The organism is Thermococcus sp., from assembly GCF_026988555.1.
In the GTDB taxonomy this organism is placed as follows: domain Archaea; phylum Methanobacteriota_B; class Thermococci; order Thermococcales; family Thermococcaceae; genus Thermococcus.
In genome coordinates, this window is record NZ_JALSLB010000054.1 from 65990 (window position 1) to 78812 (window position 12823).

A 12823-nucleotide genomic window follows, 5' to 3' on the forward strand; every position below is an offset into this window, starting at 1 on the left:
ATGGGTCTGAAAATCAAAGTGAAGAAGAGGGCGAGCCTCACTCGAGGGCGGCCAGGAGTTTCTCCATAAACATCTTCTCGGGGTAGGCACCCTCAAATTGGATCTTATCCTCACCGTCCACCTGGATAACTATCTTCGGAACGGCCATGACGCTGTACTGGTCAGCCCACTCCGGGTACTCGATGGCCTCGACCATGTCACCGAGTATCCTGCCTTTGCCGGCATTGGCGTTCTCGATGGCGAACTTATGAGCCATCCTGACGGCAAGCGGACAGTACGGGCAGGTCGGAGTGACAAAGACCAGTATCCTAACGTCCCTCTCTATTTTGGAAAGATCATCCTTGCTCTCCGGCATGAGATCTGTGTTGGTGTTGCTGACGTCCACTATATCTTCAAGGAAGGCCGAGAATTCGTGTCCAGCAGGAAGGCCAAAGAAGCGGACCCCCATGTCCCTGCCGTCCTGTGTTACGGTCGTTGCGGGAGCGCGGTCGATCCTGTACTTCGCGGCCAGCTCCTTTCCCTCGTCGGTATCAAAGTCAACGATCTCGTAGTCGAGCTTGTCGCTCAGTTCGGAGAGCTCGCTAACCAGTTGCTTGAGCTGGTCGCAGTACTGGCAGTGCTCTTTTCCAATGAACACGATGAGTTTTACGGGGTTGGCCATTTTGGAGAAGAACTCCTCTTTGATGACCTTCTTGTCCCCATCACCGATCAATCCCATCCTTACGCACCTCCAACTAAAGGTTTATAACCATCTGAACGCTATATCATGCAACGGGGACTAATCCCCGAGTTTGCAACCTAAGGTTAAATGTTCACTATATAAGCTTTACGTCACAGATATGGGTGGTGTGGGTCATGACTGAACCGGATATATTTTACATCTTGGGGAACAAAGTGAGGCGCGATCTTCTCAGCCACCTCACCTGTACGGAGTGCTACTTCAGCTTCCTCAGCAGCAAGGTCAGCGTTTCTTCAACGGCTGTGGCCAAGCACCTTAAAATCATGGAACGACAAGGAATCCTGAAGTCTCACGAGAAGGAGGGACCATTTATCGGACCCGCGAGGAAGTACTACGACATTGCCATATCAAGAACCTACGTTGCCACGGTTACCCCGAACGTATTCTGGTACCACGGCTTGGACTTAAAAGACCCAAACGAGGGCACCTTCAACATCGAAGTGAGTCTGCCCGAAACCAAAGACTCCGACCTCACTGAGCTGGTGACCCAGTTCCTGCGCCTCAACAGGGAGCTCAACAAGGTTCTCCAGGCCCTGGGATCCGTGGAACATGGCCGTGATGTTCTTATGAGCCGGATAAAAGAACGTTATCTCCGCGAGATAGGTGACATGACCCAGCTGGCCATCCTCCATTATCTGCTCATCGAGGGCACCGCAACCGTTGATGAACTCAGTGACAGACTCAACTTAAAGGAGAGGGAGGTCGTGGCCAAAGCAGAGGAACTGGGCAGATTTATACCGTTAAGGATAAAAGATGGCGTTATCGAGATTGATTCAGAAAGGCTTCAGTCAGAGGGTGAAGGTGATGGTAGAGAAGATTAGAATCGTGGTCAACACGGACAGATGCTACCTCTGCGGGGGCTGTGCCGGAGTTTGCCCAACGCTCGCAATAGAGGTGAGCTCCTCGAGCTGGAACTTCTACCAGGATAAATGCATCTCATGCAGGATATGCGTTAACACCTGTCCCGTTGGGGCGCTGACCGCCGAACCCCTGGAGGGAGAAGAATGAAAGGGATGAAATATGACGTAGTCGTAGTCGGTGCCGGAATCGCCGGCCCGATAATTGCGAGGAACGTTGCCAGAAAAGGATACTCCGTTATTCTAATAGATAAAAAGTGGGCGATCGGTACGCCGAAGCAGTGCGCCGAGGGAATCAGCGTAAAGGTATTCGAGAAGTACGGGATACCCTACGACAGGCGCTTCATCAACCGCGAGGTGTACGGTGCCAAGCTTTATTCCCCAAGCGGCTACGAACTTGAGATGAGGTACAAGGACGTCAGCGGTGTCATCCTGGAGAGGAAGGTCTTCGATAAGATGCTGGCCTACTACGCGGCGAAGGCCGGGGCCGATGTCCTCGCCAGAACTGAGGCGGTGGACGTCATTAGGAGAGACGGTAGGGTCGCTGGAATTAAGGCCAAGCACGAAGATGAGCCGGTAGAAATCTACGCAGACGTTATCGTCGCGGCAGATGGTGTGGAAAGCACAATAGCGAGGAAGGCCGGCATAAACACCTACGCTCCGCCACACGAGTTCGATTCGAGCTATGAGTACGAGATGCTCATCGAAGGCTACGACCCGGATCTGATACACCTATGGTTCGGCAACGAGGTTGCCCCTAGGGGTTACGTCTGGGTCTTCCCGAAGGACGAGGACAGGGCCAACGTCGGCATAGGGATCAACTCGGACAACCCGCAGACGGCCAAGTACTACCTCGACAAGTGGCTGGGGGAGAACAGGATTCCGGCTAAGAAGATCCTCGAGGTGAACGTTGGAGTCGTCCCCGTCGGCGGTTTCGTCAAGGAGCTCGTCAAGGATAACGTTCTCGTCGTTGGAGACGCGGCGAGGCAGGTAAATCCAATGCACGGTGGTGGAATGGGTGAGGCCATGGAGGCCGGAACCATCGCGAGCGAGTGGATAATCCAGGCCCTTGAGGAAGAGAACATCACCCTCCTTCAGAACTACGCCAGAGAGTGGTGGGAGAAGGAAGGGGGGAGACTTGAGAAGATCCTCAAGGTCAGGAAGATTACAGAGAAGCTCACGGATGAGGATCTGGACCTCTTCATCCAGCTCCTCAGCGGTGCCGACGCCGAGAAGATAGCCGGCGGCAATTACTTTGAGGTCATCAAAGCGCTCCTGAAGAACCCGAAGGTTCTCATGAGTCCAAGGAGGATGAAGCTCCTCAGACAGCTCCTGTGATTCTCCTTCTCTTTTCCGGTTACTTGGCCTTTCTGGTGCTCCTTCTATAACGGTATTCATCGCAGTTCATGTCCAGACAAACCTCATACTCCCGTTCACCCTCACGTATCTTAACGACAGGTGCACCGCCACAGCAGGTTTTGTTGGTTGGTATCACCTCGCCGCGCTGGAGCAGAGGGTAGGTGACGTTGCACTTTGGCCAGTTGGAGCAACCCACAAACCTCTTTCCGGTTCTCCGGTTGTACCTCACCACGAGGTCGCCACCGCACTTCGGGCATTTTCCAACGACGAGGGGCTTTTTCCTCCCTTCCCCTTTGTCAATGGTCTTTTTAACTCCCCTTTCCTCTTCCTCGCTGAGCTCCTTCACGGCGCCGGCCGTTCTGGCGGCCGTTTTTGAGGTGGTCGCACCGGTTCCAGTAGTCTCCATGAGCATCTTTCCGATGTCGAGCTCCTTCTCCTTGAAGATCTGGAGGATTTTGATGAGCTGGTTCTTGCTCTCCTCGATGACACCTTCTCTGTCGGCCTTCCCTGCCATAATCTCCTTCATCCTCTCCTCGAAGGCTTTTGTGAGCTCGACACTGACTATGTCGGGCACGTTCCTCTCAAGAGCCTCCACGACCCTCATTCCAAGAGGGGTTACTTTTATCTTTCTCTTACCCTCAATATAGCCGCGGCTGTAGAGGGTCTCCAGAATCTGGGCGCGGGTGGCCTTGGTTCCTATGCCGAGGTCCTCCATCCTCTTGATAACCGCGGCGGGTGAGTATCTCGCCGGCGGTTTCGTCTTCTTCTTCTCTCGCTTTATCTGGATTACCTTGACCAGCTCGCTCTCCTTAAACGCGGGGAGGATCACCTCGTCAAACTTGACGTACCTTCCGTATACCTTCAGCCAGCCCTCCTTAAGGGTCCTGGCCCCACTCAATAGGAAGCGGTGACCGTTGGAGGTTATGACCACCTTCATTATCTCCCTGACGGCCGGCTCCATGAAGAGGGCCAGGAAACGCCTGACCACGAGATCGTAGATGTTTTGCTCATCTTTCGTCAGGTCACCTGGCTTTGGAAGCTCTCCCGTTGGGTAAATGGCCGGATGAGCAGGGTCGTCCTTCTTCCCCTCAACAGGCCTTAGCTTCTCTCTCCCAAGGAGCTCGTGGGCGAAAGGCTTGTACGCCTCAAGCTTCGCTAACCTCTGTATTATCGAGCGGAGGTTGAGGTTTTTGGGAAGCTTTTGAGAAGAGGTACGGGGGTAGGACTGGAGACCCTTCTCATAGAGCTTCTGCGCAAGATCCAGCGTTTTCTTCGGAGAGTAGCCGAATGCTGAGTAGGCCTCCCTCTGGAGGGTTCCAAGATCGAAGGGCACAGGGGGATACCGGTTCTGCTTCTTGACCTCAACTTTCTCGACGAACGCGGGGCCTTTCTTGGCCTCTTCAACGATGCGTTTGGCCGATTCCTCGTCCAAGATGCGCTCCTTCTCATAGACCGCCGTGTACTGCCCCCCATCCTTCTCAAGGAGCATTTTGATAACCCAGTAGGGCGTGGGCTTGAAGTTCTGAATCTCTTTCTCCCGGTCCACAAGGAACTTGAGCGTTGGGCCCTGAACTCGACCCGTGGAAAGAATCATCCACTTGCCGCTCGCACGCTTTATCGCTGATGTTAAGGCCCTTGAAAGGTTGACGCCCCAGTACCAGTCAAGGATGTGGCGCGCTATTCCTGCATCAGCCATCCCGAAATTTATGGTGGGTTCAAGGTTGTACCACGCGCGGAGAAGGTCTTTCTTCGTCAGGGCCGAGAACTTCATCCTCTTTGCCTGGGTGGGGTTGATGCCACAGGCGTACTTGAGGGCCGTGTAACCGATAACTTCACCCTCCGTGTCGTAGTCGCAGGCCACTACGAACTCGTCCGCCTTCTTCGCCAGAGAGGCCAGGGCGTTGATGTAGTCCTTAGCGTAGCCCTTCCCTTTTTCGGCGACGTGAACGGGGACCCACTCCACATCGAATATCGGATAACCGTAAGTCTTTACTCTAGGGGCCAGGGAGAAGAGGTGTCCGACGGCGGGGGCTACCACGGCCTTTTTCCCATCACGGGTGAACTCGTAATAGTTCGCCTTTCCTATACTCCTCCGCAGAGGTTTTCCCTCAGCGAGTGCGTACGCTATCTTTCTGGCAACGTTTGGCTTCTCCGCGATGATGAGCGTGACCATGGCGACACCTCTATCCCATTGGAGCGGTACTATAAAAATCCTGCGGAAAGCTTTGGGGTGCCCTCCTGAGTTCTGGTGCTCAGTAAAAGCCTTCAGGATGTCATGAAGTTCAACCCGGTACTCTGGCCGTTGTTCTCCCTCCTGTATTACCCCATTCAATACCGCCATCTGCTGGGGAGAGGCCAGGAGCGGAACACGAACTGTATGAAGTTGCCAAAATGGAGGTTAACAGATATCAGAATCTGCTGTCGTGGAGCTACTGCTCCTGATGCCACGGCATCGACCTCAGGTGCCGCGCTTTTCTAAAGGGCATCCAAATCCCCCTCGGAGTAGATGCCCAACAAAAGAACAAACACTTATAACCACGTACTCTATTCAAGATAGGTGCGGGATGTGGCTGGAACCGTGAGCAAGATAGTGGGATTTCAGGACGAGGAGGAGTTCATCGATAACATGGACGAGGCTATAGAGCGCTTTTCCTATCTGGCGGGCAAATACGGTCGCAACCCCGTTGAGGGAATTCTCCTGTGGGACTACATCGGAGTTCAGGACGACGAAGGGGTAAAAGTCTTCCGCGTTGGTGAGTTTCCCTACGCTGAGGGAACGCTGAAGGTTGACCTGGAGACTCTCAGAACAATGGAGAGGTACTTCGATGAAATGGAGAGCAAACGGGATGAGCTGACCGTTGAGGACATCGCTTACTTCGTAGAGATGCTCAACGAGGCCCTTGGTAAGAAGATCGTCTACTACGAGGCCTACGACCTCGGCTTGGATCGAAACACCGCTTACATAATTTTAAACCTCGCCAGCCTCCACTACCTCGAGAGCGTTCTCGATGGAAGGGACAGGGAGATACTTGAAGAGGCCGTTGAACTGCTTATGAGATACATTTAAGTTATTTAATTAGTTAATCATGCTATTATTTAATTAATGTCGGAGGTGATGATGGTGCTCTTCAAGAAGGGTGGAACCTTCACCGAGGAGGACGCCCGGAAGGTCATCGAGATCGTGAGCGAAAGGCCCAACGAGCGGGAGATAATCGTTATGGCCGAGCACGTTACAGAGGGAGCCAAAAGGCGCCTCTGGGACTACGCTAGGGGAGTTCAGCTTATGGCCGATATGACCGGTGAGGACCGGAGCGTAAGAGTCGAGATTCTTGAGGGCTACGTGAGCAAACACATGAAGGGCATCGAACTCTGAACATGTTCTCACGCCTTTCCCGTGCTCAATGGGAAGGTTTATATAACAGGTAAACAAACATTTACCCGGTAGAATAAACGTTGACTGTAATGAAAACTGAAGGAGGAATGAAAGATGCCCGTACCCATGCCTCCAGGGATGGACTTCCTGGGCTGGCTCTTGCTCCTGATGGTTGTTGTGGGCGTGGTTTTCCTCATAACCCGCTGTTCCGGTCCATCTGAAACATCGAAACCGATAAACCCCGATACGGATGATGCCATGCCTGCCCTGCTTGAGGAGATAAGGCTTCTCAGAGAGGAAATACGGGAACTGAGGGAGGAACTCAAGGAGTGATGGACTGATGGCCGAGGGGGATGCCGAGGAGAACATCCAGAGACTTTCCGAGACGTTCAAGATCCTCTCCAGTACAACCCGACTCAGGATACTGATACTGTGCATGGATGCGGAAAAAACCAGCAGGGAGCTCAGGGAAGCACTGGGGATATCAAAGCCCCTGCTCATCTCGCATCTCCGGAAGCTTCTGAATGCAGGATTCCTTGAGTATCGGGCCGAAATGGACGAAAAGCGCATGATAGTCAGGAAGTACTACCGAACGCGAAGCGATGTTCCGTGCATCGAGGAAATCCGAAGGAGAGTTAGAGATTGGTCTGAAACTTGAGTGATCGAAAGCCAAACCCTTAAAACCGTTCCGACGTATTGTCTGACATGAAACTCGTAATGGCCGAGGTCTTTAACAGCTGGCAGGGTGAAGGCGGGAGCGTCGAGGGCTCTGCTTTTGGGAGGAGGCAGATCTTCGTCCGATTCGCCGGCTGCGACCTTAACTGTATTTGGTGTGACTCCAAGGAATACATCAACGCCTCCCACGTTTTCCGCTGGCGCTACGAGGTGGAGCCCTTCACAGGGAAGTTCGAGTACAGACCAAACCCTGCGGAGCTCGATGATGTCGTCGATGCAATTATACGCCTCGACACAGGGGACATCCACTCGATAAGCTACACCGGCGGCGAGCCGACGCTCCAGATAAGGGCGCTCAAGGCGATTATGGAGAAAATGAAAAACCTCGGCTTCAACAACTTCCTCGAAACTCATGGGGGCCTTCCGGAGCGGGTTAATGAGGTTGCCCCCCTCACGGACTACGCGAGCGTTGATATAAAGGATGAAACGGCTAAGGCTACTGAGAACTGGAAGGCTTTGGTTCTCCGCGAGGTCGAGAGCATAAGAACCCTGAAGGAAGCCGGGACAGAAGTTTACGCCAAGCTCGTCGTTACGTCAAAGACGAAAATCGAGAACGTTCGATGGTATGCGGAGCTGCTGAAAGGTCTGGCCCCCCTCGTGATCCAGCCGAGGGAGCCGATGGGAATAAGTCAGGAAGGACTCATGGCCGTTTATCGTGAAGCCGCCGTGGTAATGGGGAGGAAGAACGTCGGCCTGAGCTTTCAGGTTCACAAGTACCTCCATGTGCTTTGAGAGAGTTTTTAAAGACCTGGTATAACCCTTTCAGGCAATGAGGATATTGGCCTTTGGGGTTAACGATGCCCGCATCGACCACGGCTGAGCCGCTCCGTCAAATTTTTAAACCCCTCCCTCTTTTAGTAACCCTTGGAAAGATTAAGGGGGTGGGAACATGCCTGTTATCGAGGAGGTCGCCACCAGGAGCTTTGAGAGGGTTGGAAGCCATTCCCACATAAGGGGGCTGGGACTTGACGAGAACGGAAAAGCTCCGTTCATGGCGGATGGAATGGTAGGACAGGTAAAGGCAAGGGAAGCTGCAGGGATAGCGGTCCATCTCATCAAACGCGGCAAGCTGGCTGGAAAGGGGATTCTCCTTGTTGGCCCCACGGGCAGTGGCAAAACCGCCATAGCAATGGGCATAGCAAGGGAACTCGGTGAAGATGTGCCATTTGTCCAGATAGCGGGAAGCGAGATTTATTCGGCTGAGATTAAGAAAACAGAGTTCCTCAAAGAGGCCCTGAGGAGGGCAATAGGGGTTAGGATAAGCGAGGAGAAGAAGGTCTACGAGGGCGAGGTCAAGGAAATACGGATAAACAAGACGCGGCATCCGTTTAATCCCTACGCGGAGGTGCCAGAGAGCGTCACGGTAACCCTCCGCACGAAAGACGATGAGAAATCCGTGAGGGCAGGTAGGGAGATAGCGTATCAGCTCATGGAAATGGGCATCGAAGAGGGAGACGTAATCCAGATAGACGCCGAAACAGGTAGAATATCAAAGATAGGGACAACCAAGGAAGAGGAGGGCCTTTTCTTCAAGAGAAGGGTGAACCTGCCAGGTGGCCCAGTTCTTAAGATAAAGGAGTTCACGTACACAGTCACGCTCCACGACCTAGACGTGGCCAACGCCCGTGGAAATATCTTTGGCCTGCTGTTCAGTACAGGAGCAGAGATAAGCGACGAGGTCAGGGCCCGCGTTGATGAAACCGTTAAGCAGTGGATTGAAGAGGGCAGGGCAACGCTCGTTCCAGGGGTGCTCTTCATAGACGAGTGCCACATGCTCGATGTGGAGGCATTCTCATTCCTGGCTAGGGCAATGGAAGGTGAACTGGCACCGATACTCATCCTGGCCACCAACCGCGGGAGAACGAAGATAAGGGGAACTGACATCGAGGCGCCGCACGGCATTCCAATCGACATGCTCGACAGGTTACTTATAATCAACACAGAGCCCTATGGAAAGGATGAGATCCGCGAGATAGTCAGGATAAGGGCCAGGGAGGAGAATATAGAGGTCAGTGACGAAGCGATGGAGTACCTGGCCGAGCTGGGCGAAAGAACCAGCCTGCGCTATGCCGTTCAGCTCCTAGCACCGGCCAGTATCCTCGCTGGAAATAACAGGGTCGAGAGGGAGCACGTGGAAAAGGCCCAAGAGTACTTCGCCGACATTGGGAGGAGCATGGAATTCGTGGAGAGTCTCAAGGGGATGCTGAGCTGATTTTCTCTTTCCGGGAGTTCTTTCCATAACACTTTTAAGCTTTAATTTCTTGATGTTATTGGTGAGAGAATGCGCCATGTTAGTGCCATCGCTGTTGTGATGGTTCTCATGGGGGCACTCATGAGCGGGTGCATCTTGACCTCGGACACGACTCAAACCCGGACCGGTAATATAGGAGGCAGCGTATCAACAGCTTCCACGGGAAGGAATCTCAGTGGGACTTCATCCTTCACGACCGCTGTCGGGAGCGCCAAGATAAACGGCACCTTCTCCGGCTGGTTAACTGCCCCTATGGGCCTTTTCAACGAGACCCAGAAACTCCTTGAGGATACCAACGCAACACTGTACCTCTTCGAGGTCGAAATCATCGGGAAGGATTTAAACGCGAGTATAACGATTCCTGTTCTGAGACTGGTTCCGCCCTTCGTCCCGGAAAACTTAAACATCACCATCAACGGGGAGCCTCTACGTAGAGTCACCTACGTGGCCAATGTCGAGAAGATGCCTGTTTACATTGAGGTTGAAAGTGGTGGAAAAAGCCTTGGAACAACCTCCTATCTGGACGTTAAGCCCCGGCGCATAGAGAAAGGCTCAGGTGTTTGGAAGGCAGAAGAGCTCAATCTGAAGAACGGCTCCACAATAATGAGGATTGACAATCTCAGTCTGACGGTGACCGTCAGAGGACCTGGCAACTACCTCTTTAAGGTCCTCTACAACGGGAGTGAGGTTTCATCCGGCGGATTGGAGGTGGGGTGAATTAGGAAACCCCCGTACGCGCTTCCGTTCCTACTCTTTGGAGGCTTAGGAGTTCCATCCCCTCATAATTCCCATCAACTTCCTGCTGAGCCTGAGGTGGAATCCGAACTCATTGTAGATCCTGTCTTCTTTCCCAAAGACCAGCTTCAGCTCGTTTAGGCCCCTTTTCCCGCCGAACTCTCCAAAAATTAGGGTTCCATTTACCTCGATTACTCCAAAAACAGCCGCGAGATTGAAGAGAAGTGTTCTAAGCTGATACGCCGAGACGCTATGCCTCCCGATACTGGCACTGGGATATTGGAACAGGAAGTACTCCAATCCTTCCATCTCGGCGACATCGGTCACTGCAACGTCCGCTGTCAGGAAAACAACAAGAACGGGGCTTATATCATCGTACCTCTTGAGTGATTTGACTATTATCTCGTCGTTGTTGTGGGCGATTTCGTTTACATTCTCCGCGATGACAACACGATCCTTAAGGCGCTCGAACTCCTTCAGGGCTATGTATGCCGCCTTGCGGGATTTCTTAACGCGGCGGTTGCTGAGCTCTTTTAACAGCCAAGAGTTTTTCACAGCCCGTTTCATCTCGTCAAGCTGATTTCGCCGATATTTGTAGTTCATGGCGTTCTCTACTTCCTTCTTCACGCCTTCGGCTATTACAATCTGGTATCCGTCCAGCTGTCGAAAATTCGAGATAAATCTGTGGTAGAGGACATTTGTATCCGGCGCAAAAGCAACACCCTTCTTCAGGTAATCGTACAGCTCAAGGCTTCGTTTGAACTCATCAACGTTATCGTAGAGGATTATCCCCGATGCCATAAATGTCTCGTAAAAGTCGCTGTAAGTTGGAAGTTCGTGGCTCAGGTGCTCAATCCCATGCATCGCCTTTGAAAAATCGTGGTAGCCTGCGAGGGCGTCAACAATATACCCATTCTCCCAACGCCTAGCCCTTATAAGAGGGAGCTCGTAGAGTGGAAAGCTGACCTCGACCTCATCGAGAACGTTCAGGAGGATCTGAAGCTCAGGTTTTCTTATAAGTTCCTCATGGTACATCGCTGTCCCACCCGAAGACGTTGAGCCGCTGCATGTGAGCTGGTATCATCATGTAGGGCCGGTTCGGGGAATCCCTGTCAAGGAGGGCCAGGTAGTTGATCTCACCGTTTTTATGCCTCGCCATCTTGAGTACGGCCAACGCGACCATGGCCTTTCTCCCGGATGTTATGTCGAGTTCTATCGTGTACCCCTCGGAGTCCAGGGAGTCAAAGAGGTTCCTCAGCCTCTCCTCAGCGTCCTGCAAGTTGTCGTCTTTGATTACAAGGCGACTTATATCGGGGTTGAACGAGTACGCCCTGGATATCTCTTTCAGTGCATCAACGACCTTTGAAAGTGTTTTCACGTGCCTCTCCCCAGTCACGATGAGGATCCGTTCGGGCTTTTTCCCATTATTGACCACCGCGTAGTATGTGTTCACCAGTGCCCACTCTGAGCGTCCCAAAAGTGCGACGTAAGCGATTTTGACCATGCATCGCCACCTCAAACGGATAATTCCTCTCTAATCAACTAGCACCATCCCGTACAAAACACTTTCGGAGAAGTCAAGTTCCACAAGGGAAGCGAGTTCTATCCCAACCGCATCGATGCTCGGCCTGACCTTAGTCGGCAGTCTGCAGGCCTCTCCCCTTTCGAAGGGACAGTCGTCGCAGAGGTTGCAGGAACCGGGGAAGAGGGCTGTTGCATACATTTTTCCCTCCCGGAAGAACTCCTCCTCCCTCTTCAGAAGATACCGGAGGACCCCCCGTTTCTCCCTCTCGAAGTTGTCCATGTCTATCTCGAACTTCACTATCATGGCCCTCTTGAAGTGCCGCACCCACTCCCTCACCTCCGTCCAGTTCGGGGCATGTGGAGGACAGCTCGGTCTTTTGCCGTACATCGGACAGGAGCGGCACTTCCAGACAGGCCTGGGTGAGACGACTATCTCATCAGCTGGGATTTCCCCCTCCCACAGCACCTTCATGGGGCATCAAGAAAAAGATGGAGGAAGAGCTTAAAAATCAATCCATCAGCCTGCCGCCGTTGACATCTATAACCTCGCCGGTTATGTGGTCGTTTTCGAGGAGGAATACCACAGCGTGGGCTATCTCCTCCGGTTTGGCTATCTCCCCGGTCAGCGAGAGCGAACGGAGCCTTTCCTTTATCTCAGGACTTATCAGCTCTGTATCAACCGGTCCCGGGGCCACTGCGTTGACGAGGATGTTGGGAGCAAGATGCCTTGCGAGGTTGAACGTGAGGGCTATCAGTCCGCCCTTCGAGGCCGCGTAGTGAGGCCCGACCGTTCCACCGTCCTTGCCGGCTATCGAGGCTATGTTAACTATCTTTCCCTTCTTCATGTACCTGAGAACCTCCTGGGTGACGATGAAGGCCCCCTTGAGGTTGACGCCGAGAACAGCGTCCCAGTCATCGTCGGTGACCTCCATGGGCTCCAGGGCCTTTCCAAGGATTCCGGCGTTGTTCACGAGGATGTCTATCCTATCAAAACGCTCGATGGTCCCCTCAACCATCTTCCTGACCTGCTTCCTGTCAGTGACATCCGCCTTTACTAAGAGGGTCTCCGCACCGTGGATCCTGCAGAACTCCGCCGTTTTTCTAGCCTCATTATAACTGTGAGCGTAGTTTATGACAACTTTTACCCCCCTCTTAGCAAGCTCAACCGCTATGGCTCTGCCGATTCCCCTTGCAGATCCCGTAACAACAGCCACTTTCCCCTCAAGCCGCATGGGTATCACCTACGACGG

16 protein-coding genes are annotated in these 12823 nt (G+C 53.0%); 10 read left to right on the plus strand and 6 right to left on the minus strand.

Going from position 1 to position 12823, the window contains the following annotated elements; translation table 11 throughout:
* Nucleotides 1-37 precede the first annotated feature (37 nt).
* Nucleotides 38-718, minus strand: a complete 681-nt coding sequence (locus tag MVK60_RS08130) for a thioredoxin family protein (RefSeq protein WP_297438232.1) — start codon at nt 716-718, stop codon at nt 38-40.
* A 137-nt stretch (nt 719-855) separates the two neighbouring features.
* Between MVK60_RS08130 and MVK60_RS08135 the strand changes: the two genes are divergently transcribed.
* The 3 genes from MVK60_RS08135 to MVK60_RS08145 are packed head-to-tail and all read left to right on the plus strand — an operon-like array spanning nt 856 to nt 2934.
* Complete coding sequence (locus MVK60_RS08135; RefSeq protein ID WP_297438234.1) at nt 856-1560, plus strand: helix-turn-helix domain-containing protein; 705 nt, start codon at nt 856-858, stop codon at nt 1558-1560.
* Entirely contained in the window at nt 1544-1747 is a 204-nt protein-coding gene (locus tag MVK60_RS08140; RefSeq protein WP_297438236.1) for a DUF362 domain-containing protein, read from the plus strand. The genes MVK60_RS08135 and MVK60_RS08140 overlap by 17 nt, the downstream gene beginning before the upstream one ends.
* 5 nt (nt 1748-1752) lie before the next feature.
* Nucleotides 1753-2934, plus strand: coding sequence for an NAD(P)/FAD-dependent oxidoreductase (locus MVK60_RS08145; protein WP_297438450.1), 1182 nt, complete (start codon nt 1753-1755; stop codon nt 2932-2934).
* A 19-nt stretch (nt 2935-2953) separates the two neighbouring features.
* On the opposite strand, the gene topA is transcribed toward MVK60_RS08145, so the two are convergent.
* Complete coding sequence (topA, locus tag MVK60_RS08150; RefSeq protein WP_297438238.1) at nt 2954-5128, minus strand: DNA topoisomerase I; 2175 nt, start codon at nt 5126-5128, stop codon at nt 2954-2956.
* A 393-nt stretch (nt 5129-5521) separates the two neighbouring features.
* Here topA and MVK60_RS08155 point away from each other — a divergent pair, with 393 nt between their 5' ends.
* The 7 genes from MVK60_RS08155 to MVK60_RS08185 all read left to right on the plus strand — a co-directional run bounded on the left by MVK60_RS08155 (nt 5522) and on the right by MVK60_RS08185 (nt 10031).
* On the plus strand, nt 5522-6022 hold the full coding sequence (locus tag MVK60_RS08155; RefSeq protein WP_297438452.1) for a hypothetical protein: 501 nt from the start codon (nt 5522-5524) through the stop codon (nt 6020-6022).
* A 54-nt stretch (nt 6023-6076) separates the two neighbouring features.
* Complete coding sequence (locus MVK60_RS08160) at nt 6077-6328, plus strand: hypothetical protein (protein WP_297438454.1); 252 nt, start codon at nt 6077-6079, stop codon at nt 6326-6328.
* Nucleotides 6329-6442: 114 nt separating this feature from the next.
* Nucleotides 6443-6661 (plus strand): hypothetical protein, encoded by a 219-nt coding sequence (locus MVK60_RS08165; RefSeq protein ID WP_297438239.1) that lies wholly within the window; start codon nt 6443-6445, stop codon nt 6659-6661.
* A gap of 7 nt (nt 6662-6668) precedes the next feature.
* A complete protein-coding gene (locus MVK60_RS08170; RefSeq protein WP_297438241.1) occupies nt 6669-6986 on the plus strand; it encodes a helix-turn-helix transcriptional regulator in 318 nt (105 codons plus the stop codon).
* A 47-nt stretch (nt 6987-7033) separates the two neighbouring features.
* Nucleotides 7034-7795, plus strand: coding sequence for a 7-carboxy-7-deazaguanine synthase QueE (locus tag MVK60_RS08175; RefSeq protein ID WP_297438244.1), 762 nt, complete (start codon nt 7034-7036; stop codon nt 7793-7795).
* A gap of 157 nt (nt 7796-7952) precedes the next feature.
* Complete coding sequence (locus MVK60_RS08180; RefSeq protein WP_297438246.1) at nt 7953-9275, plus strand: RuvB-like helicase; 1323 nt, start codon at nt 7953-7955, stop codon at nt 9273-9275.
* Nucleotides 9276-9344: 69 nt separating this feature from the next.
* Nucleotides 9345-10031 carry a hypothetical protein gene (locus tag MVK60_RS08185; protein WP_297438247.1) on the plus strand — a complete coding sequence of 229 codons (687 nt, stop codon included), beginning with the start codon at nt 9345-9347 and terminating at the stop codon, nt 10029-10031.
* Nucleotides 10032-10076: 45 nt separating this feature from the next.
* On the opposite strand, the gene MVK60_RS08190 is transcribed toward MVK60_RS08185, so the two are convergent.
* From MVK60_RS08190 to MVK60_RS08205, 4 genes are read right to left on the minus strand one after another with little or no spacing between them, the layout of a single operon-like run.
* Complete coding sequence (locus MVK60_RS08190; protein ID WP_297438249.1) at nt 10077-11084, minus strand: PIN domain-containing protein; 1008 nt, start codon at nt 11082-11084, stop codon at nt 10077-10079.
* Nucleotides 11074-11553: a hypothetical protein gene (locus MVK60_RS08195; protein WP_297438251.1), complete on the minus strand. Its 480-nt coding sequence runs from the start codon at nt 11551-11553 to the stop codon at nt 11074-11076. The genes MVK60_RS08190 and MVK60_RS08195 overlap by 11 nt, the downstream gene beginning before the upstream one ends.
* A gap of 30 nt (nt 11554-11583) precedes the next feature.
* A complete protein-coding gene (locus MVK60_RS08200) occupies nt 11584-12045 on the minus strand; it encodes a DUF2284 domain-containing protein (protein ID WP_297438253.1) in 462 nt (153 codons plus the stop codon).
* Nucleotides 12046-12082: 37 nt separating this feature from the next.
* On the minus strand, nt 12083-12805 hold the full coding sequence (locus MVK60_RS08205) for an SDR family NAD(P)-dependent oxidoreductase (protein WP_297438456.1): 723 nt from the start codon (nt 12803-12805) through the stop codon (nt 12083-12085).
* Nucleotides 12806-12823 lie beyond the last annotated feature (18 nt).

What these genes read in the sequence shown, in the direction of transcription:
- MVK60_RS08195 (WP_297438251.1), bottom strand. Translation starts at nt 11,553, where the DNA reads ATGGTCAAAATCGCTTACGTCGCACTTTTGGGACGCTCAGAGTGGGCA.
- MVK60_RS08145 (WP_297438450.1), top strand. Translation starts at nt 1,753, where the DNA reads ATGAAATATGACGTAGTCGTAGTCGGTGCCGGAATCGCCGGCCCGATA.
- MVK60_RS08190 (WP_297438249.1), bottom strand. Translation starts at nt 11,084, where the DNA reads ATGTACCATGAGGAACTTATAAGAAAACCTGAGCTTCAGATCCTCCTG.
- MVK60_RS08175 (WP_297438244.1), top strand. Translation starts at nt 7,034, where the DNA reads ATGAAACTCGTAATGGCCGAGGTCTTTAACAGCTGGCAGGGTGAAGGC.
- MVK60_RS08170 (WP_297438241.1), top strand. Translation starts at nt 6,669, where the DNA reads ATGGCCGAGGGGGATGCCGAGGAGAACATCCAGAGACTTTCCGAGACG.
- topA (WP_297438238.1), bottom strand. Translation starts at nt 5,128, where the DNA reads ATGGTCACGCTCATCATCGCGGAGAAGCCAAACGTTGCCAGAAAGATA.
- MVK60_RS08185 (WP_297438247.1), top strand. Translation starts at nt 9,345, where the DNA reads ATGCGCCATGTTAGTGCCATCGCTGTTGTGATGGTTCTCATGGGGGCA.
- MVK60_RS08130 (WP_297438232.1), bottom strand. Translation starts at nt 718, where the DNA reads ATGGGATTGATCGGTGATGGGGACAAGAAGGTCATCAAAGAGGAGTTC.
- MVK60_RS08140 (WP_297438236.1), top strand. Translation starts at nt 1,544, where the DNA reads ATGGTAGAGAAGATTAGAATCGTGGTCAACACGGACAGATGCTACCTC.
- MVK60_RS08200 (WP_297438253.1), bottom strand. Translation starts at nt 12,045, where the DNA reads ATGAAGGTGCTGTGGGAGGGGGAAATCCCAGCTGATGAGATAGTCGTC.
- MVK60_RS08165 (WP_297438239.1), top strand. Translation starts at nt 6,443, where the DNA reads ATGCCCGTACCCATGCCTCCAGGGATGGACTTCCTGGGCTGGCTCTTG.
- MVK60_RS08205 (WP_297438456.1), bottom strand. Translation starts at nt 12,805, where the DNA reads ATGCGGCTTGAGGGGAAAGTGGCTGTTGTTACGGGATCTGCAAGGGGA.
- MVK60_RS08180 (WP_297438246.1), top strand. Translation starts at nt 7,953, where the DNA reads ATGCCTGTTATCGAGGAGGTCGCCACCAGGAGCTTTGAGAGGGTTGGA.
- MVK60_RS08135 (WP_297438234.1), top strand. Translation starts at nt 856, where the DNA reads ATGACTGAACCGGATATATTTTACATCTTGGGGAACAAAGTGAGGCGC.